The following is a 19,786-nucleotide window of genomic DNA, read 5'->3' on the forward strand; positions in this document are numbered from 1 at the left end:
GTCTATCGAAACCCAAGGAGATTGCCCGATGGCCAATGACCAGGACATTTTCGCGCGGCTGAAGCGCGACCACGAAGATCACCGCGAACTGCTCGACAAGATGGCGGATACGACCGGCGAAAGCGAAGAGCGCAAGAAGCTGCTCGAGCAATTCACGAAGGAAGTGAAGAGCCACGCCGCCGCCGAGGAACAGGCGCTCTATTCTACCATGTTGCGCAAGCCGCCGACGACGGACGAAACGCGCCATTCGGTGGCCGAGCATCACGAATTGAACGAGGCGCTGAACGATCTCGCCGCGACCGACATGTCCTCCTCTGACTGGATGACGAAGTTCAAGCAGCTCGACCATGATTATCGCCATCACATCAATGAGGAAGAAGAGGATCACTTCCCCGATTTCGAGAAGTATCTGACGGACGACGATCGCGACCACATGCAGTCGGTGTTCGACCGCCGGAAAGAGGAGGAAATGGCCGAAGCAGAGGTCACACCCGAGAAAAAAGAAGACGCCAAGGAATAAAGCGACCCTTTATTTGCCACGCTTCGACGTAAGAAAAGCCGCCTGCGACCCGCTCGCTGGCGGCTTTTTCGATGTTTTTCGCGAAAATTCGTGAGAATTCTGCGGTTTACGAAAAGAGTATCACTTCGGGACACACTTTAGTTAAGCCTCGGAACGATAGAGACTCTCACCTATTGCATGGTTACGAACGAATTAACCGTAACACTCCACCGCAGGGAGAGAGCATGAAAAGCCTAAAAATTCTTGCCGTACCGGCATTGCTTGCCGCGACCGGCCTCGCCAGCGCAGCGTCCGCTGCCACGATTATTGACTGCACGGGAACGTCCTGCGTCAATACCGACGAGAACGTCATTCTCAACGACGGCACCGATCAGACCGTAGTCACCGGCGAAACGAACCAGAGCGCCACTGGCGTGACGTTCACGAGTTCGACCGATCTTCTCGACGTCAATAACGGCCAGTCCTCGCTTACGGCGACCGATGGCCTCCTCAACAGCCTGTCATTCCAGCTGGAAGACGGTGCGACGTTCCAGACGGCGTCCTTCAACCTTGCTCCGCTGACGGGCAACAATGCGAACGAAGCGACTTCGGTCATTTTCACCTTCTCGACCGGTGAGATGCAGGAGTTCGCTCTTTCCGGAAACGGCAACAATTTCTTCGGCGTCACGGCTGATCCTGGAGAAGCGCTGACCGGCATCAGCTTCACCACCCTTCCGGGCGGTAACGGCATCGATTCCTTCCGCCAGCTTCGCCTCGGCGGCATTGCGACGACGCCCACCGGCGCCGTTCCCGAGCCGTCCACCTGGGCATTGATGCTCCTGGGCTTCGGCTTCGTCGGCGGTGCGATGCGCGCCCGCAAGCAGAAGCAGCCGGTCGTCAAGTTCGCCTGACCGCTTCATGAAACGAAACAAGCAGCGCCGTCGGCCTTTCGGGGTCGGCGGCGTTTCTTTGTTAGGGCGCTCTTTCGCGCGCTCCAACCGGTTCGAATAGAGTTTGTTAGCTGCCGATATAGGCCTTTTACACCTACCGCTAATCCGATAGGTGTTTATCATGGCAATCTGGTCCGTTCGCAGCGCTGCCATCGCGTGCTGCCTTATCTTCAGCGGTTGCGCGAGCAGCGAACCCGAACCCGAACGCGACCCCGTCCCCGTCGTCGCCCAGGAAATTCGCGTTCTTCCCGAACAGACGCAGGTCGAAGCGATCGGGTCTGCCAGGGCCGCAACCTCAGCCGAAATCTTTGCCGAGACAGAGGGACGCGTCACTCGCGTCCTGTTCAGTGCAGGCGACTTCGTCCGGGAGGGAGAGCCGCTCGTGCAGCTCGATGCGCGGCAGGAGCGGCTGGCCGTGGAAGCGGCGCGTGTTGACGTGCGAGAAGCCGACCAGCTCCTCTCCCGCTATCGCCGGATCGAGGATACCGGCGCCCTCTCCGAAAGCCAGATCGAAGCAGGCGAGACTGCGCTGGCCTCGGCGCGCGTAGCCCTTCAGCAGGCCGAAACGGCGCTCGCCGACCGCACCGTCAGGGCTCCTTTTTCTGGCCATGTGGGCCTGACCGAGATCGATCCCGGCGACCGTGTCAATGACGCCACGCCGATTACGCAGATCGACCAGCGCGGCACGCTCTATGTCGACTTCCCCGCACCGGAGGCGGTGTTCAACGCCCTGAGGCCGGGGCAGGTCGTGCAGGTCACGCCCTTCTCGGACCCGTCGCGCACGATCGATGCGCGGATCGTGACGACCGACAACCGCATCTCTCAGGACAGCCGTGATTTCATCGCGCGCGCCGCCATTCCGAACCGGGACGACCAGTTGCGACCGGGAATGAGCTTCCGCGTACAATTTACCCGCAATGACGAGGTTCGCCCTGCCGTGCCCGAGGAAGCCATCGTCTGGGGCGGCGAGGGTTCGCATCTCTTCGTCGTTCGCGGGGGACAGGCTCGCCAGATCCCGGTAACGATCACGTCGCGCCGCGAAGGCCTCGTCTTCGTCGACGGCGCGTTGGAACGCGACGACCGCGTAATCGTGGAAGGCGTTCAAAAAGTTCGCGAGGGGCAGGACATCAGGCTCGTTCGCCAGCGCGGCGCGGGAGAACAGAATGTCCGCCTGCGAAACGCAGCGACCCCGGCCCCCGCCGGGACCGCTTCCGCAGCGAGAGCATCGGACGCGCAGAACGCGAATGAATAACAAAACCGATCTTCCCATGCTGGCGGTCAAGCGACCGCTGACGATCGGTGTTATCAACCTGCTGATCGTCATAGCGGGGATTGCCGCCCTGCTCGGCGTGGAAGTTCGCGAATTGCCCAATGTCGACCGGCCGATCGTCTCGGTCACGGCCAACCTGCCCGGCGCAGCCCCCGAAACGATGGATGCCGAAGTGACGAGCGTCCTCGAAGATGCCGTTGCCCGCGTCTCTGGCGTGCGGCAGATCAGCGCCTCGAGCGAGGAGAACAATTCCCGCATCCGGGTCGAGTTCAATCCCGGCATCGACCTCGACACGGCGGCATCGGACGTGCGTGAAGCGGTCAGCCGGGTGACGCGCGAATTGCCGGAACGGGTCGAACAGGTAACCGTGGTCAAGGCCGATCAGGACGCGCAGCCGATCATGACGCTGGCCGTCGTCTCCACCCGCTACGATCAGGCGGAGCTTACCCGGATCGTCGAGAACGACATCGTGCCCGAATTGCTGACGGCGGAAGGCGTCGCGAGCATCGAGGAGTTCGGCACGCGCCCACGCCAGATGCGCGTGTCGGTCGATCCGGCGCGGCTCAATCGCTTCGGACTGACGCTGACCGATGTGGCGGATGCGCTCGAAAGCGCGCCCTACGACGTGCCGGTGGGCTCGTTCCGGTCCGACGCGCAGGAACTGGTCGTGCGTGCCGAGGCGAGCGCAACCGATCCGCAGCGTATCGAGGATGTCGTAATCGACGGGACGACACGCATCGGCGACGTGGCCGAAGCGGGCTTCGCACCGGCGAACGCGACGAATTTCGTGCGGCTGGACGGGCAGCCGATCATCGGCCTCGGCGTCGTGCGGCAGGCAAGTTCGAACACGATCGAGATTTCCAGTTCGATCCGCGACGGCGTGGAGCGCATCAACCAGCGGTTCGACGGATTGCGGATCGAGGTCGTGTCCGACGATGCGGAGTTCATCCGCATTTCCGTGCGCGAAGTGCTGATAACGCTGGGCTTTACGATCGCTGTCGTGATCGCGACGATGCTCGTCTTCTTCCGCTCGTGGCGCGCGACATTGGTGCCGAGCGCAACGATCCCCGTCGCACTCGTCGGCGTCGTCGCCGGTATCTGGCTGATGGGTTTCTCGATCAACCTGCTCACCCTCCTCGCCCTCGTGCTGGCGACGGGCCTCATCGTCGACGATGCGATCGTGGTCCTCGAAAACGCCCAGCGCTTGCAGAACAAGGGACTGGGACAGCGCGCCGCCGCGGTCGTCGGGACGCGGCAGGTGTTCTTCGCCATCATCGCGACCACCGCCGTCCTCATTTCGGTATTCGTGCCGATCAGCTTCCTGCCTTCCGAAGCCGGACGCCTGTTCCGCGAATTCGGCTTCACGCTGGCCGTCGCGGTCATCATCTCCTCCTTCGTCGCCCTCTCGCTCGTCCCCGCCCTGGCCGCGAAGTTCGACCTGACGAGCCAGGACGAGGAGCAAGGCCGCCTGTCGCGCTGGGGGGGATATGCCAACAACCGCTACGAGAGCCTGCTCAAACGCTGCCTCGACCGCCCGCGCATCGTCGGCATCGTCTCGGTCGTGCTCGCGGGTGCTGCCGGCCTTCTTTATTCGCAGCTCGACAACGAACTCGTTCCGGACGAGGATCGCGGCGTCATCAATGTCGACGCATCCGGCCCGGACGGGGTGGGCATCGATTTCATGGACGGCGAACTCGACGAGATCGAATACGTCCTCCAGCCCTATCTCGACAGCGGCGTCATCGAGAGCACCTTTTCGATCGTCGGTCGCTACGATCCCAACCGCGTGCGCGTGACCGCGCAGCTTGCCGACTGGAGCGAGCGTTCGCAAAGCCAGACGGAGATCGTCGACGAACTGAACGAGCCGCTTCAGGAGATACCCGGTTCGCGGATCAACGCGCGTGGCCGCGGAACCCTGAGCTTCGGCGGGGGCGGCAACGGGATCGAGGTCGCCCTGACGGGGGCGGAATACGATACGATCTACCAGTCCGCCCAGGCACTCGCGGAGGCGATCGACACGAATTCGGACATCCTGTCCAATCCCGACATTTCCTATCAGCCGACGCAGCCGCAGCTCTCGATCAGGATCGACCGGCAGCGCGCCGCCGATCTCGGGGTGGACCTCGCTGACCTGGCGCAGACCCTGCGCGCGATGGTGGGCGGCGACGATCTCATCGATCTCAATGTCGGCGATCAGGCGGTCCCGATCTTCCTGACCGCGCAGGCCGTAACCGTCACCAATCCGTCGGACCTGCGCAATCTGAACGTGAGAGGCCGCGACGGTGCGCTCGTCCCGCTATCTTCCGTCACAGTGATCGAGGAACAAGGGATCGCCGCCGAACTCGACCGGACGGAACAACGCCGCGCGATCGAGGTCGAGGCGAACATCGCCGCCGGCACGCCGCTGCGCGATGCGGTCGACGAGATCGAGCGGCTGGCGGAAGAGACCGTGGCGGAAGACGTCGACATGCTGCTGCAGGGCGAAGCGGAAAGCCTCGAGGAGACTTCGAACGATTTGCTCCTGACCTATGCCTTTGCGCTCGTAATCGTGCTCCTCGTGCTCGTCGCGCAGTTCGAGAGTTTGACCAGCGCCCTCGTCGTCGTGCTGACCGTGCCTTTCGCGCTGGCTGCCGCGATCTTCGCGCTATTCCTTTCGGGCACCTCGCTCAACATCTATTCGCAGATCGGCCTCGTCATGCTGATCGGACTGATGGCGAAGAACGGCATCCTCATCGTCGAATTCGCGGACCAGCTGCGCCATCAGGGCCGCGAACTGCGCGAAGCGGTGGAGGAAGCCGCCGCCATCCGCCTCCGCCCCATCGCCATGACGCTGATCTCCACCGTTCTCGGTGCGGTCCCGCTGATCCTTGCAAGCGGGGCAGGCTCGGAAGCGCGCCAATCGATCGGCTGGGTCATCTTCGGCGGACTGGGCATCGCCGGGGTCTTCACCCTGTTCCTCACCCCGGTCATCTATCTCGCGGTCGCCCGGTTCGGCAATCCGCGCAGTGTCGACCTGTCGCGCCTGCGCGAGGAGATCGACGACGTCGACGAAGACATGACGGTCGCTCCTGCATGATCCGCCAAATGCTGATCCTGTCCGGCGCTCTCGGCGTCGCGGGCTGCGCGAGCATCGAGCCCGATATCCTCGTTCCCGACACGTCCGGCCCCCTCGCCTATGCGACTGACCTGCCGCCCGCCGGGCTCGAAGGAGAATGGTGGCGCGGGTTCGACGATCCGGTGATGGACGCGCTTATCGAGCAGGGACTTGCCGCCAATCTCGACATCGACGCCGCTGGCGACCGGCTCGGCGCGGCGGACGCGCTGCTAAGGGCCGAGCGGGCAGACCGCCTGCCGTCCGTCGATGGCACGGTGGAAGGGGGTGTGGACTTGCGCTCCGACAGCGAGATCACCTTGGCCGCCGGGCTGTTCGGCCTGTTCAATCCGGACCTCAATGGCCGGCTGGCCGCCGAAATCCGCGCCGCAGTGGCCGACTACGCGGAGGCTGATTATATCCTAGCCGATCGACGCCGGATCGTCGCGGGAGCCATCGCCAATCAGTATATCGAATACCGGCGCAGCGGCGCGCAGCTTGCCCTGCTCGAGGAATCGACCGACCTTCAGCGCCAGACGCTGCGCATCGTGCAGTTGCGCTTCGAGGCGGGTCTGGCGGCCAATCTCGATGTCCGCCGCGCTGCCGCCGATCTCGCCCAGACGCGGGCGCGCCAGGGTCTGATAGCCATTGCCCGCGCCAATTCCGCCAATGCGCTGGCCGCCCTGCTGGCAGAACCACCCGGAGCCTATGTCCCGCCATCCTTCGGCGAGACGGCGAGCATTCCCGACTACGCCGCCGGACCGGTTGCGGGCGTTCCCGCCGACCTTTTGCGGCGACGGACCGACATTCTCGCCGCCGAAGCAAGGCTGGCGCAGGCAGCCGCCACCATTGGCATCGAGCGCGCGGATTTGCGCCCCTCCCTCACCATTCCAGGAACGCTGGCAGCGGGCGACGGCACGCTGGGCGGGCTGTTCAACGACTTCCTGCTCGGTCTCGGCGCAGCACTCGACCTGCCGCTGTTCGACGGCGGACGCCGGCGCGCGGAGGTGAATGCCGCACGGTTCGAGGCCGAAGCGCGGCTCGCCGAATATCGCGCGACCTTCCTCGATGCGCTGGGCGAGGTGGAGAATGCGCTCGTCTCGATCGAGGCCTATCGTCAGCGCAACGAGGCGCTGCGCGAAGCGATCGAGGAAAGCGAGACGGCACTCGGCCAGTCGAACGCGCTGTATCGCGAGGGGCTGGCATCGCTGTTCGACGTCCTCGACGCGCAGCGCCAGCTCATCGCCAGCCGCCAGTCGCTGATCGACAGCGAAGCCGCGCTCGCCAGTTCCTTCGTCGCATTTCACGTCGCTGTCGGATCGGAGGGGTTCGAGCGCGATCCGGCGCGGGTCGTGCCGGTCATGCAACGGGGCGAGACGCGCTCGCCCGAGAACTCAGAACCAGAAGCGTAGTCCGACGACGAAATTGGTGACGCTGGGATCTTCGCCCGCCGCGCGCGCATAATCGGCGCTGTCGCCGAGTTTCCATTCCTGTTCGATGCCGACATAGGGCGCGAATTCACGGACGAATTCGTAGCGCAGGCGAATGCCCGCCTCGATTGTGTCGATGCCCGCCCCGATCCCTGCTTCAGGAATGTCCTGCGCTGACAGGGAGATCTCGGCGCGCGGTTGCAGGATCAACCGCTGCGTGATGCGCTGATCGAGTTCGGCCTCGGCGCTGGCAGTCAGTTCGCCTTCGGTCGACAGGAACAACGCCCCGTCGACTTCGAAGAGATAGGGCGCAAGTCCCTGCACGCCGAGAACGGCATGGGTCCGCTCGGCTCCGGCGAAGTCCTGCCGGATGCCGGCCTGCAAGTCGAACCACGGTCCGATGGCGCGGCTGTAGAGCGCCTGCACCTCCGCCTGCTCGATATCCTCGCCGAAGCTGCCCTCGCCTTCGGATTTCAGCCAGAGCTTGTCGATGTCGCCGCCATACCAGGCGTCCGCATCCCAGAGATAACCGTCCTCGCCCTCGCGCGCGCGATATTCGAAGCGGTCGAAGCGCACCGCGCCGTAGGACTGCCCGCCCTGGTTCTTGCGCAATTCTTCCCGGCTTTCCCGCATGGCCTCGACGCCCCAGATCGCTTCGGCCGCGCGGGCGGGTCCGCTTCCGGCCGATGGCGGCGGCGGGGCGTAAGGTATGTCCTGCGGAGCAGAGGGCTGAGCGTGCTGCGAATGGTCCATTTGGGAATGGTCCATCTGGGAGTGGTCATGCGTCGGCTGGGCGGCGGTCTGACCGTGTTGCGAATGATCCATCGCTTGATGCTGCGAGTGGTCCATCTGCGAATGGTCGTGCGCGGGTTGGTTAGCAGGCTGCGCGTGCTGCGAGTGGTCCATCGCTTCGTGCTGTGAATGATCCATCTGCGAATGGTCGTGCGCGGGTCGGTCAGCAGGCTGCGCATGCTGCGAATGGTCCATCTGCGAGTGGTCCATCTGCGAGTGGTCCATCTGCGAGTGGTCCATCTGCGAATGATCCATCGCTTGATGTTGCGAATGGTCCATCGCTCCATGGGCCGAATGGTCCATCGGTTGCTGCTCGTCCGCCTCGGGCTGTTCAACCGTGCTCGTTCCGGCGTGAGCCCCCCCATGCCCCTCATGCCCCTCATGCTGAGCCAGCGCGGGCGTCGCAGCGAGCACGATCAGCGAAGCGGCAACAGCGATTGCCGAGCGCCTCATGCCGCATCCTCCGGCGAGGCGACCGTGACGATCTGGAACATGCCCGAATGCATGTGATAGAGCAGGTGACAGTGGAACGCCCAATCCCCCGGCTCGTCCGCCGTCAGATCGAAGGTGGCACTGCCCCCTGGCTGCACGATCATCGTGTGTTTTTGCGGCTGGAAACCTTCGGGCGCGCCGTTCACCAGCTCGAAGAAATGGCCGTGCAGGTGGATGGGGTGCGCCATCATCGTGTCGTTGACGAGCTTCACCCGCACCCGCTCGTTATAGGCGAAGCGGATCGGCTCGTCGCTGACGGCGGAGAACTTCGTCCCGTCGAACGACCACATATAGCGTTCCATGTTGCCGGTCAGGTGAATTTCCATCTGCCGCGACGGGGTGCGCGGATCGTCGTTCCGCGCCAGCGCGACAAGGTCCCGATAGTTCAGCACCCGCCCCTCGACATTGTCGAGACCTACGCCCGGATCGCCCATCCGGTCCGCCGGATTGGACGAGACCATGTCGAGCCCCGGCGAGACCTTCACGTCGGGCGGAAGTTTCGACACGTCGCGCATGTTCATGTCGCCATGATCCATCGCGCCCATGCCGCCGGTGTCCGAAGCCGCCGGCCCGTGTCCCATCGCGGAATGATCCATCGAACCGTGATCCATTGCCGAACCAGAGCCGGTGCCGTGATCCATCCCCGGCAGATCGTGGTTCATGCCCATGTCGGCCATCGTCAGTAGCGGCGCATCGCGCAGCGGCGGCACGGCGGCGCGTGCCCCCGGACGGCTCGCCAACGTGGCGAGCGCCATGCCCGACCGGCCCATGCTTTCCGCGACGATGGAATATGCTTCGGCGGTCTGCGGTTCGATGACGATGTCGTATGTCTCCGCCGTGCCGATCTGGAACTCGTCCACCTCGACCGGGTGGACATTCTGCCCGTCCGCCGCAACGACCGTCAGCTTGAGGCCCGGGATGCGGATGTTGAAGAACGTCATCGCGCTGCCGTTAATGATCCTCAGGCGAATGCGCTCGCCGGGGCGGAACGCGTATTCGAGGCCATCGTCGGGGCCATGACCATTGGCGAGATAGGTATAGGCAGGCGCCGTCACGTCGAGGATGTCGGTCGGCATCATCCGCATCCGCGCCCACATCCGGCGCTGTTCGCCCGACATGGGATAGTCGTCCGTCCAGCTCGTCTTCTTGTAGTTGAAATACTCCTCACCCGTCTTCAGTTTCCGCATCACGTCGTGCGGGTGCATCGGGGTGAACTCGCTCAGGAGAAGGACGTAGTCGCGGTCTGCCGCAACCGGGTCGGGGCCGGCGGGATCGACGACGATCGGGCCGTAATGGCCGGACTGTTCCTGCAAATCGGAATGGCTGTGCCACCAATAGGTCCCGGACTGACGAACCGGGAACTCGGCAACGAAAGTTTCGCCGGCGGGGATACCGGGGAAGCTCACGCCCGGCACGCCGTCGAGCTGGAACGGCAGGAGCAGACCGTGCCAGTGGACGGAGGTATCGACGTCGAGCCCGTTGTGAACGGCAAGGCGGACGCTCGTGCCCTCCTTCAGCCGCAGGAGGGGGCCGGGCACGCTGCCATTAACCGCGATCGCATGGCCGCGCCGCTTTCCGACGGTATGCATCCCTTCCGCGACATGGAGGTCGATAGCCGGGCCGCTCGCTTCGTCGAAGCCGCGGCGCACGTCGCCCATGCCGATCGACTGGCCGCGCGCCCATGCGGGAACGGCCAGGACGCCGCCCGAAAGCATCGCGCCCTTCAGCAGGGTCCGTCGGGACAGGTCGGGTCGAAACATGTGCAAGAAAACTCCTCGTTCGGGTTAAATTTAAGGGCTCGAATGCATGTCTTCAACCGTGACAGGGGGCGGTTGCGACGCATGCGCTTCGCCCTTTTCTAGCCGACCGAAAATGAATGCTCGGTGCGCTTAGACCCCTTCTTGGCATCAGTGTGCACTATTCATTGCAAAGTGCCGAAAACTGCGCTGAAAGAGCCTGCAAGTGCCCGTTTTCCGCCAACCTCCGCTGTATCTGCGCCTCCTTTTCGCTGCTGCCATCTTCGGCGGCAGCTTCCTCCTGTTCGTCATCCAGCCCTTCGTTGCGCGGCTCGCCTTGCCGCTTTTGGGCGGTGCTCCGGCGGTCTGGAACAGCGCGATGGTGGTCTTTCAGATCCTGCTCCTGGCGGGTTATCTCTACGCGCATCTGCTTGCGAGAATGCCTGTAAAACGGCAGTTTTCCGTACATCTTGCGTTGCTGCTGCTGTCCGCATTCACCCTGCCGATCGCGCTTGCCGAGCTGCCCGAACCGGCGCCGGGATGGCAGATCTTGTGGGTGCCCGCGCTCATCACGGCGACCATCGGACCCGTGTTCTTTTTGCTGTCCGCGCAATCCTCCCTCATCCAGCGCTGGTATGGCGGTATCGAGGCGGCGGGCGATCCCTACCGGCTCTATGCAATCTCGAATATCGGCAGTTTTGCGGGGCTTATCGCCTATCCCTTCCTCATCGAACCGCGCCTGAACCTCGCGACCCAAGGCGTGCTGTGGGCGATCGGTTTCGCGCTCGTCGGTTGTCTTGTCGGAGCGATCGCAGTCCTGCGCTGGCGCCTTCCCGACGCGATCGAAGCGCCGCAAGTAGCTGTCCGCGCACCCCGCCTCGCGAAGCGGCGCATCGCCCTGTGGATCACGCTCGCTGCCGTCCCGTCGGGGCTGACCCTTTCGACCACGACGCTGCTGACGACCGACCTTATGGCGATGCCGCTGCTATGGGTCATTCCTTTGTCGCTGTATTTGCTGAGCTTTTCCATTGCCTTCACCGACTCCGGACACTGGCATCGCATCCTGAGCATCTACGCGCCCATCCTGCTGCTGCTTGTCGGAGGTCTTGCGATGATCTCGGGAGGGCAGTCGAACCCGGCCATCGCGCTCGCCATGGTGGCGCTCCTTTTCGTCCTGTCCGTCGCACTTCACGCCAGGCTCTACGCCCTTCGCCCGGCTCCGCGCCGCCTGACGTTCTTCTACCTGATGGTGGCAGTGGGCGGAGCGAGCGGCGGTATCTTCGTCGCCCTTATCGCGCCTGTCCTGTTCGACTGGGTGTACGAGCACGCCCTGCTTCTTTTGATGGCAGGAGCGCTTTGCGCGCATCGCCCGCTTCTTCCCTTTCTTTCGCGCATACGATTGCAGCGGTGGCAATCGAGCGCGCTGATCCTCGTCGCCCTTACGACAGTGGCCGTCCTCGCATGGTTTCTCGGTCGCGCAGTAGCGGCAGGGCGCATCGCCGACATCTTCTGGATGGCAATGGCGATCATGGTCGTCGGCCTGTTCCTCATCGGACGGCGCGCGGCCTATACGGCGACGCTAGCGATGCTCATGCTGGGTCTGGGCGGGTTCCTGACCCTTCAGGCGAGCTTCGAAGGAAACCGCTCACGCAGCTATTTCGGCGTTTACTCGGTCGAGCGAACGGAGGGCGGCCGCCTGCGGCAGCTGACCCATGGCACCACGATGCATGGCGAACAATGGCTGGTCGAGGGGCGCGAATACGAGCCGACCGCCTACTACGGACGCAGCGCCGGGGTTGGCCTCGCGCTCGAGGCAGCGGGCAGCGATGCGCGAGTCGGAGTGGTGGGCCTCGGCGTCGGTACGCTCGCCTGCTATCGCAAGCCCGGACAGGAATGGACGTTCTACGAGATCGATCCGGAAATTGCGCGCTACTCACGCGAGGGCGTGTTCACCTTCGTTGAGGATTGCGCCCCGAACAGTCGCATCGTGATCGGTGACGCCCGCATCCGCCTCGGCGAAGAACCGGATGACACATTCGACGTTCTCGTGGTCGACGCCTTCAGTTCCGACGCCATTCCGCTTCATTTGCTCACGCGCGAAGCGTTTGCCGGCTATCGACGCGTCCTCGAACCTGACGGGTTGTTGCTCGTGCATATATCCAACCGCTTCATCGACCTGGAGCCGACGATCTCCGCAATTGCCGGGGCGATGGGCTGGAGCGCAAGATTGCGCTCGGACGAACCCGAAGGCGACGCCGGACTGACCGCATCCGACTGGATCGTGCTCGCTGCCGATGAAGAACGACTGACGCGCCTATCGGCGAACTCCGAAGAGGAGTGGACCGAACTAGCAGAACCGAACGCGCCGCCGATAACCGACGACAACGCGTCGCTTTTGTCGCTTTTTCGCTTCTGAAACGAAGCGCGCTAGAGCAGCTTCTCGATCCGGACGGGCAAGTCCCTTATGCGGATGCCCGTGGCATGCCAGATCGCATCGGTGATCGCCGCGGGCGTGCCGACATTCGCAAGTTCGCCGATCCCCTTCACGCCGAGAATATTCACTTCCTCGTCGACCTCCGGCACCATGATGATGTCGACCTGTTCGATATCCGCATTCACCGGTATGAGATATTCGGCGATGTTGTCGTTGACGTAGCGTGCGCGCTTGTGATCGATCTCCGTCGCCTCGTGCAGCGCCGAACCGATGCCCCAGATGAGGCCGCCCAGATATTGGCTATGCGCCGTGCGCGGGTTCATGATTCGTCCTGCCGCAAAAGCACCGACAATGCGTGGGACGCGCACTTCGCGGGTGCGCTCGTTAACACGAACCTCTACCATTTCCGCGCCGAAGGCGAACATCGTGCGTTCTTCGCCCGCGCCGCCGCTGATGCGCACCCCGCCCTTGTAGAGGGATTCGATGGCACTTTCGTCCATCCCGGCAGGCACCCAGCTGCCCACGACCTCGAGTTCGGGCATTGCCATTCCGGACAAGGCGGCGCTGCGCTCCTCAGCAGAGGCATCCTTTGCCACACCGAGCCGCTCGTCCACCAGATCGCACGCTTTCGCGATCGCGCTTGTTACGCTGGCCGTAGAGATCGAGCCACCTGAGATCGGTCCGGGAGGCAGACGGCTGTCACCCATGCGCACGTCGATCCGGCGCGGGTCGATGCCGAGCCGCTCGCCCGCCGCCTGCGCGGCAATCGTGTAGCAGCCCGTTCCCACATCATGGGCGGCCACTTCGATGAACGCCGTACCGTTGCGTCGTACGGTCAGACGAGCCGTCGAAGGCATCATCTGCGTCGGATACATCGCTATCGAGCAGCCCCAGCCGATCAGCCAGTCCCCGTCGCGCATACTGCGCGCTTCCGGGTTGCGTCCCGTCCAGCCGAACCGTTCGGCGGCAGCATCCAGACACTCGTTGAGGCTGCGACTGGTATATGGAACGCCATTGACGGGATTGACCCGCGTATCGTTCATCTTGCGGAATTCGACGGGGTCAATGCCAGCTTTCGCCGCCAGTTCGTTCATCGCCGCTTCCAGCGCATAGACCGTCGGTACCTCTGCGGGAGAGCGCATGAAGGTCGGGACGTTACGGTCCCCCTGCACGACGTAATTGTCGGTCCGTGCGGCTTTGAAATCGTACATTGCGACCGTCTTTTCGAGCCCGCCGTTCGAATATGGGGTCGTGCGGGCCGTAAATTCCCACTGGCGATGATCGTAGCCGGTAAGCTTGCCGTTCGCATCGCAACCCAGCCGGACACGCTGGCGCGTTTCCTGCCGGTGCCCCGAATGGGTGAACCCCTGGTCACGCATCGCGACGAGCTTGACCGGCCGACCGAGTTGCTTCGCGGCCATCGCGGCGAGCGCCGTGCGATGGGTCAATGCCGCTTTCGAGCCGAAAGCGCCGCCGACGAAGGGCGACTTCACCCGGACATTCTCGGCATCGACTTCCATCATGCTTGCGGATGCGTTGCGCAGACCCCAGACATACTGGCTCGGCTCATGCAGGACGAGGCGCGGGCCGTCCCAGTAAGCCGTTGTCGAGAACAGCTCGATCGCATTGTGATGCTGCGTCGGCGTATAATATTCGACGTCGATCGAATGAGCCGAATTGGTGATCGCGGCATCGGCATCGTTGAAGCGGATCGGTTCGTAGCGTGGATTGACTTCGGACAGGTTCTTCTCGACCGTTCCCTCGTCCCCGAACGTCGCGGTCGGACTGCTTTCAGCATAGGAAATCGCGAGCTTGAAGGATGCTTCTCGCGCGGCCTCGAACGTATCGGCAACGATCAGGGCAACCGGTTGTCCGTCATGATGGACTTCCGGTCCGGACAATGGCTGGACGTCCGTGATGCCGAGACCACCGCCCGCAAAGGTCTTGATGTCGGCAAGCGACGGTCGGTTTTCGTGCGTCAAGATGAGCTGCACGCCCGGCACGCTTTTCGCGGCAGTATAGTCGATGCTGGTGATGCGACCCTTCGCTATCGCGCTCGTGACCATCCACCCATAGGCTGCACGACCAGGTACCGGAAGGTCGTCGGCGTAGATCTTCGCGCCGGTTACCTTTTGAACCGCCTCGTAGCGCGGAATCGGTTGCCCCATATTGGACTTCGCTTCGGGGGCCGGATCGTAATTTTGTGCCATATCTCTAGCCTTCCATCCGAGCGAGTTCGAGGAACGTGCGAACCATCGTGCGCTTCCCGAGATCGACCTTGTAGGCATTGTCCTCGGTCGTCGATGCTCCGGCGAAAGCCGCCTCTGCGGCGCGTTCGAGGCCGTCTTCGCTGATCGACGAACCCTTCAGCATCTCTTCGGCCTCTCGGGCCCGCCAAGGAACTGTCGCTACTCCTCCGAGAGCGATGCGGATGTCGGCAACAACGTCGCCGTCCATGCGCAGGGCACCGGCGGTCGATGCGAGGGCATAGGCATAGGATTCGCGGTCGCGCACTTTCAGATAGCGCGAGCGCGGGAAGTCGGCGTCGGGAATGGAGAACGCAACGATGAGGTCGCCCTCTTCGAGCGTCGTCTCGATATCGGGCCGCGAGTGCGGTTGACGATGCAGTTCGGCAAATCGGACCGCCCGAGGTCCATCCTTGCCAAGGATTTCAACGACCGCGTCGAGCGCGATGAGGCTCTGCGCGAAATCTCCCGGATAGGTCGCGATGCAAGCCGAGGATGTCCCAAGGACGGCATGCCCCCGCGTGACCCCGCCGTCGAGCGCCGCACAGCCCGAACCCGGTTCGCGCTTGTTGCATTGCGCATAGCTCGTATCGCGGAAATAGGCGCAGCGCGTCCGCTGAAGAACATTCCCTCCGATCCTCGCCGCCTTGCGTATCTGAGGGCTTGCGGCCAGCCAGAGAGCATCGGACAGCATCGGCACGCGCCGACGAACCTCGTCGTCATCTGCGAGCGTTGCCATGGCGGTAAGCGCTCCGATCCGTAGGCTTTTGCCATCCCAATCGATGAAATCGTATCGCCCGTCTTCCAGTTGGGTGATGTCGAGCAGTCGTTCGGGCCGCATGACGTCTAGCTTCATCAGGTCGACCATCGTCGTGCCGCCTGCGAGAAAATGCGCTTCCCCTCCGGCGGCGGCAACGGCACGGGCGGCGGTTGCAGGGCGTTCGTAGCGAAACGGTCTCATGGTCAGCCCTCCATGCCGGATTTCGCCTGCTTCACGGCAGCGACGATGTTCGGATAAGCGGCGCAGCGGCAAAGATTGCCGGACATGTACTCCCGGATTTCGGCATCGCTTCCGGCATGCCCTTCCCTGATGCAGGCGACGGCCGACATGATTTGCCCCGGTGTGCAGTAACCGCATTGAAACGCGTCGTTGTCGACGAAAGCCTGCTGCATCGGGTGAAGGGCGTTTTCGCTTCCCAGCCCCTCGATCGTGACGATCTCATGGCCTTCGGCTTGTGCTGCCAAGGTCAGGCAAGACAGGCGCCGTTCTCCATCGATATGAACCGTGCAGGCCCCGCACTGTCCGTGGTCGCAGCCTTTCTTCGAACCGGTCAGGTCGAGGTCATGGCGCAAGACGTCGAGCAGCGTCGAACGCGTGTCGATGGTCAGTTGCCGCGCCTGCCCGTTGACGTCGAGCGTGACGTTCATGCGCTGGAGCGGAACCGTGCCGTCCGCATCTTCGGACGAGCTTGCCGTCTGTGCGCGAGCGCTTGCCGGAAGGATCGCAGCCCCGGCGACCCCTCCTTTCATCAGACCGCGCCGACTGACGAAATCCATTCTATCGGGGGTCTCTGACATTTCGCGCTCCTAATCAGGCTGAACGAGCAGTACCCTTATTGATGTTTACACGGCTTGCAACCTGACCTTCGCGTCAGTCTCGGAGCGCGCTGTCATAGAGCCTCGTCAAAGCGGACCACGCGCGCTCAGCAGCGACGCGCTCGTAAGCGGGGCTGTCGGGAACGGTCCAGCCGTGGTCCGCCCCGTAAACCTCGACCTCGGCGTCCACTCCTGCCTCGTCGGCGGCCTCACGCAACAGGGTCTTGGCGTTCGGGTCCTTTTCGTCGTCATTTTGCGCGATTGCGAAAAGGTAGTCGGTATCGGGCGTGCGATCGAGCAGATTATGCGGGCTCATCGGATCGCCTTCGACGACGAGACCCCCGCCATGAAAACTTGCTGCGGCTTCGACCCGCGAGGGAACGGCGGCGGCAGTCCACACCGTGAACGGTCCACCCATGCAATATCCTTGCGTCCCGATCCCCTGCGTTTCGTCCACACCCTGCTGCGCATCGAGCCAAGGCACGATGGCGCTGGCATCGCGCATGATCGCCTCGGCAGTGAGTTTCTCACGCCACGGTCCGACCTTCTGGAAGCCTCCGCTTTCGCGGAACGCAGCGAAGTCGGCAAACTGTTCGCCAGAGACGTCGCGGTAGTAGGGATTGACCACCAAAACGGCATAACCCTGCCCTGCAAGGCGGCGCGCCATCATGCGTTTGGCCTCGCGAAGACCGGCAATATCGGGCCAAAAGATGACGCCCGGATGCTCGCCCGATGCCGGGCGAACGAAGAAGCCATCGAGCGTCCCGTCGGCGGTCTGAAAAGTAACCGTGTTTTCGATCAGTTCGTCGCCGGTCGTATCGGCGCTTGCGGCATCTCCCATCCCGTTCGTGCAGGCAGCGAGCGCAGCCGCCCCGCCTAACGCGCTGAATTGCCGCCGGCTCCATCCGGTTGCCTGGTCAACAAGGTTCGGTTGGAATTCGCCTTCTTCGCACATGCCTGTCTCTCCGTTTGGCTTGGCGTGTTATCGCGCGCGCCGTCGGCACTGGCAAGGTCTCGACGATCGTTTCAAGAATGGAGAGACAATTCCTTATCAAAAGGACGATTACGGCTGATCGACTGCCCGCCGCAGCCTTTCCGCCGTCCGGTGAGCATCGATGACGGAAGCGTCCGAGCAGTCTTCCTCGACGACCTGATCCAGCTTGTCGGCGGCTCGTTTGACCAGCCCCTTCAGTGCCGTGGTTTCCTGCTGCGCGTTCTTCAACTCATGCCGTAACAGGCGTTCGTTCGACTCCATGATTTAACCCCCTTCGCAACATTAAGATGGTTGCGGCAAACTATCGCCTCGGCCGGAAAATTCCAGCCCGACCGGTAAAAATCTTACAAGCGGCAAACACGTTCGCGCCGGCCTGTTTCCCATACTGGTGACCTACGTGTGTTTGCCCCGACAGGATCTGTCATCTAAGCAACAGAAGACTATTCGCGTCCGGCGAAGCGCCCAACCTCAAGTTTCCACGTGACCGATTTGCGTGCTTTGCCGGACGACTACAACTTCCGAAGCCATCTGGAGGCTGCGCGTGTCTATCGAGGGTATTACAACAGGCCACGAACGCAGGTTCGACTGGCCTCCCTTCGACGGCGCGAGGCAGACCTACATTCTTGCAACGGTCCCGCGCACCGGCAGTACGTATCTTAGCCATCTTCTGTGGCGCACCGGCTGCCTCGGGGCTCCGCTCGAATATCTCAATTTCGAACCGACCGGTCCACTCGGAGCGGCCAGCAAATCGCCTGACGCTCAGATCGACTTATGGCAGCACGCGGTCGCATCGCGCACATCGCCCAACGGGGTATTTGGTGTGAAGACTTTCCCTTTGCAGATGGAGCGTTTGGGCCAGACGAACCCACGGCTTCTTTCGATGGTTATGCGGTTTCTTCTGTCGAAAGGACCTGCCAGCAAAGTTGTGCAGCTGCGTAGAAAGGACCGGGCGGCTCATGCCATCTCGCTGGCGCGGGCAAGTCTTTCGGGAATATGGCGCGCGGAGCAGGAAAGAGAGCGCGGCGACGACGCGCCCTACTCTGCTGCCTTAATCAAACAGGCTGAGCGCGAACTGGCGATGCAGGAACAGGCGTGGAAGCAGATGTACCGGGAAACGGACATAACTCCTCTGATCGTTTGGTACGAGGACGTGGTCGAGGATGCAGGTCGCGTGGTGAGCAACATTGCAGACTATCTAGGCGTTACGCTCGATCCGGAACTGGCGGTCGAGGTCCCTGAAGTACAACAGCAGGACCAGACAGGCGCGCAGCAATGGAAGGAGCGTTATTTGAGCGGGGAGTCCGCCAGCTAGGTTTTCGCTGCGCTTAGCGCCAAGCTTGCGAGCAGAAGGGCGCCGGTGATGCCAGACTTCGTTCCCAGCAGCGGCGTCTCGATCTGCCGTTCGATTCCCGTCGGCAAATAGCCGTCGTCAATTTGCTTGGTATGCTCTCGGACCAGCTCGATGAGCCCTTCCGTTTGCATGACGCCGCCGCCCAGAACGATCCGCTCGACAGCCGTAATCGAAAACAGCGAATAACACATCTGCCCGAGATAGTGAGCGATCATGTCTTGCGCGTTTTTGACTTCGACATCGCCGAGCCGATGTCCCCAACGCGCTTCGATCGCCGGTCCGCTGGCTAATCCTTCGAGGCAGTCGCCGTGATAGGGACAAACGCCTGCGAAGTCTCGATCAAGCGGATGGCGGGCGACCCGAATGTGGCCTATCTCGGGATGGGTCTTGCCGCCCAGCACCTGACCCCCGACGACGACGCCCCCGCCGATTCCGGTGCCGACGGTAACATAGGCGAGCGTACTATCGGTCTGCCTCCACGCGTTCCATTCGGCCAATGCCGCCGCATTGACGTCCGTATCGAATCCAACCGGGCAGCCCAGTCTCTCTCGGAACCACCCGACGATATCGCAGTTCGCCCAGCCCCGTTTCGGTGTGGACGTGATGTGCCCCCATTTGGGCGAAGTCCGGTCCAGGTCGAGCGGTCCGAAACTGGCGATACCTAGCGCAGCGATCGGACCGCGCGTCTCGAACCAGTACGTCGCCTCGCGCAAGGTATCATCCGGGTGCGTCGTTTCCAGCGTATGGCGCTGCACGATTTCCCCCGTGCTGGTGCCGATTGCGAGAACAAATTTGGTCCCCCCGGCCTCGACGCCGCCAATCAATGTTTTGCCTTTACCGATCAACGACACCTCCACACTCGGGGAGCCTAGTCAACGCTCTTCGGGTTTGCCATAGTTGCTGGA

General features: G+C 62.9%; 15 protein-coding genes. 7 read left to right on the top strand and 8 right to left on the bottom strand.

Going from position 1 to position 19,786, the window contains the following annotated elements:
• Positions 1-28 precede the first annotated feature (28 nt).
• The 5 genes from GRI38_RS07205 (at position 29) to GRI38_RS07225 (ending at position 7,222) form a co-directional block, all read left to right on the top strand.
• Entirely contained in the window at positions 29-520 is a 492-nt protein-coding gene (locus GRI38_RS07205; RefSeq protein ID WP_160682176.1) for a hemerythrin domain-containing protein, read from the top strand.
• Positions 521-744: 224 nt separating this feature from the next.
• Positions 745-1,410 (top strand): PEPxxWA-CTERM sorting domain-containing protein, encoded by a 666-nt coding sequence (locus tag GRI38_RS07210; protein ID WP_160682177.1) that lies wholly within the window; start codon positions 745-747, stop codon positions 1,408-1,410.
• 160 nt (positions 1,411-1,570) lie between these two features.
• On the top strand, positions 1,571-2,701 hold the full coding sequence (locus tag GRI38_RS07215; protein ID WP_160682178.1) for an efflux RND transporter periplasmic adaptor subunit: 1,131 nt from the start codon (positions 1,571-1,573) through the stop codon (positions 2,699-2,701).
• Positions 2,694-5,795: an efflux RND transporter permease subunit gene (locus GRI38_RS07220; RefSeq protein ID WP_160682179.1), complete on the top strand. Its 3,102-nt coding sequence runs from the start codon at positions 2,694-2,696 to the stop codon at positions 5,793-5,795. The genes GRI38_RS07215 and GRI38_RS07220 overlap by 8 nt, the downstream gene beginning before the upstream one ends.
• Complete coding sequence (locus GRI38_RS07225) at positions 5,792-7,222, top strand: efflux transporter outer membrane subunit (RefSeq protein ID WP_160682180.1); 1,431 nt, start codon at positions 5,792-5,794, stop codon at positions 7,220-7,222. Before GRI38_RS07220 ends, GRI38_RS07225 begins: the two co-directional genes overlap by 4 nt.
• Here GRI38_RS07225 and GRI38_RS07230 read toward each other — a convergent pair.
• Positions 7,205-8,485: a copper resistance protein B gene (locus tag GRI38_RS07230; protein ID WP_160682181.1), complete on the bottom strand. Its 1,281-nt coding sequence runs from the start codon at positions 8,483-8,485 to the stop codon at positions 7,205-7,207. The two genes, GRI38_RS07225 and GRI38_RS07230, sit on opposite strands and share 18 nt — an antisense overlap.
• Positions 8,482-10,284 carry a copper resistance system multicopper oxidase gene (locus tag GRI38_RS07235; RefSeq protein WP_160682182.1) on the bottom strand — a complete coding sequence of 601 codons (1,803 nt, stop codon included), beginning with the start codon at positions 10,282-10,284 and terminating at the stop codon, positions 8,482-8,484. The genes GRI38_RS07230 and GRI38_RS07235 overlap by 4 nt, the downstream gene beginning before the upstream one ends.
• Positions 10,285-10,486: 202 nt before the next feature.
• Between GRI38_RS07235 and GRI38_RS07240 the strand changes: the two genes are divergently transcribed.
• Positions 10,487-12,676, top strand: a complete 2,190-nt coding sequence (locus tag GRI38_RS07240) for a fused MFS/spermidine synthase (protein WP_337191252.1) — start codon at positions 10,487-10,489, stop codon at positions 12,674-12,676.
• Positions 12,677-12,687: 11 nt separating this feature from the next.
• Here the strand turns inward: GRI38_RS07240 and GRI38_RS07245 are convergent, their stop codons facing one another.
• The 5 genes from GRI38_RS07245 to GRI38_RS07265 all read right to left on the bottom strand — a co-directional run bounded on the left by GRI38_RS07245 (position 12,688) and on the right by GRI38_RS07265 (position 17,791).
• Positions 12,688-14,904, bottom strand: coding sequence for a xanthine dehydrogenase family protein molybdopterin-binding subunit (locus GRI38_RS07245; RefSeq protein ID WP_160682183.1), 2,217 nt, complete (start codon positions 14,902-14,904; stop codon positions 12,688-12,690).
• 4 nt (positions 14,905-14,908) lie between these two features.
• Entirely contained in the window at positions 14,909-15,901 is a 993-nt protein-coding gene (locus GRI38_RS07250) for an FAD binding domain-containing protein (protein WP_160682184.1), read from the bottom strand.
• Between the two features lie 2 nt (positions 15,902-15,903).
• Entirely contained in the window at positions 15,904-16,518 is a 615-nt protein-coding gene (locus GRI38_RS07255; RefSeq protein WP_160682185.1) for a (2Fe-2S)-binding protein, read from the bottom strand.
• A gap of 73 nt (positions 16,519-16,591) precedes the next feature.
• Complete coding sequence (locus tag GRI38_RS07260; RefSeq protein ID WP_160682186.1) at positions 16,592-17,491, bottom strand: dienelactone hydrolase family protein; 900 nt, start codon at positions 17,489-17,491, stop codon at positions 16,592-16,594.
• Positions 17,492-17,599: 108 nt separating this feature from the next.
• On the bottom strand, positions 17,600-17,791 hold the full coding sequence (locus GRI38_RS07265) for a hypothetical protein (protein ID WP_160682187.1): 192 nt from the start codon (positions 17,789-17,791) through the stop codon (positions 17,600-17,602).
• A gap of 280 nt (positions 17,792-18,071) precedes the next feature.
• Between GRI38_RS07265 and GRI38_RS07270 the strand changes: the two genes are divergently transcribed.
• Entirely contained in the window at positions 18,072-18,842 is a 771-nt protein-coding gene (locus GRI38_RS07270; RefSeq protein WP_160682188.1) for a Stf0 family sulfotransferase, read from the top strand.
• Here GRI38_RS07270 and GRI38_RS07275 read toward each other — a convergent pair.
• On the bottom strand, positions 18,839-19,726 hold the full coding sequence (locus tag GRI38_RS07275; protein ID WP_237487376.1) for an ROK family protein: 888 nt from the start codon (positions 19,724-19,726) through the stop codon (positions 18,839-18,841). The two genes, GRI38_RS07270 and GRI38_RS07275, sit on opposite strands and share 4 nt — an antisense overlap.
• Positions 19,727-19,786: the final 60 nt, after the last annotated feature.

The sequence above is a fragment of the Parapontixanthobacter aurantiacus genome, from assembly GCF_009827635.1.
Classification (GTDB): Bacteria; Pseudomonadota; Alphaproteobacteria; order Sphingomonadales; family Sphingomonadaceae; genus Parapontixanthobacter; species Parapontixanthobacter aurantiacus.

Bases quoted from the DNA above. Each gene is read 5' to 3' on its own strand.
- GRI38_RS07235 (WP_160682182.1), bottom strand. From the start codon at position 10,284: ATGTTTCGACCCGACCTGTCCCGACGGACCCTGCTGAAGGGCGCGATG.
- GRI38_RS07220 (WP_160682179.1), top strand. From the start codon at position 2,694: ATGAATAACAAAACCGATCTTCCCATGCTGGCGGTCAAGCGACCGCTG.
- GRI38_RS07250 (WP_160682184.1), bottom strand. From the start codon at position 15,901: ATGAGACCGTTTCGCTACGAACGCCCTGCAACCGCCGCCCGTGCCGTT.
- GRI38_RS07215 (WP_160682178.1), top strand. From the start codon at position 1,571: ATGGCAATCTGGTCCGTTCGCAGCGCTGCCATCGCGTGCTGCCTTATC.
- GRI38_RS07210 (WP_160682177.1), top strand. From the start codon at position 745: ATGAAAAGCCTAAAAATTCTTGCCGTACCGGCATTGCTTGCCGCGACC.
- GRI38_RS07245 (WP_160682183.1), bottom strand. From the start codon at position 14,904: ATGGCACAAAATTACGATCCGGCCCCCGAAGCGAAGTCCAATATGGGG.
- GRI38_RS07205 (WP_160682176.1), top strand. From the start codon at position 29: ATGGCCAATGACCAGGACATTTTCGCGCGGCTGAAGCGCGACCACGAA.
- GRI38_RS07265 (WP_160682187.1), bottom strand. From the start codon at position 17,791: ATGGAGTCGAACGAACGCCTGTTACGGCATGAGTTGAAGAACGCGCAG.
- GRI38_RS07260 (WP_160682186.1), bottom strand. From the start codon at position 17,491: ATGTGCGAAGAAGGCGAATTCCAACCGAACCTTGTTGACCAGGCAACC.
- GRI38_RS07225 (WP_160682180.1), top strand. From the start codon at position 5,792: ATGATCCGCCAAATGCTGATCCTGTCCGGCGCTCTCGGCGTCGCGGGC.
- GRI38_RS07255 (WP_160682185.1), bottom strand. From the start codon at position 16,518: ATGTCAGAGACCCCCGATAGAATGGATTTCGTCAGTCGGCGCGGTCTG.
- GRI38_RS07230 (WP_160682181.1), bottom strand. From the start codon at position 8,485: ATGAGGCGCTCGGCAATCGCTGTTGCCGCTTCGCTGATCGTGCTCGCT.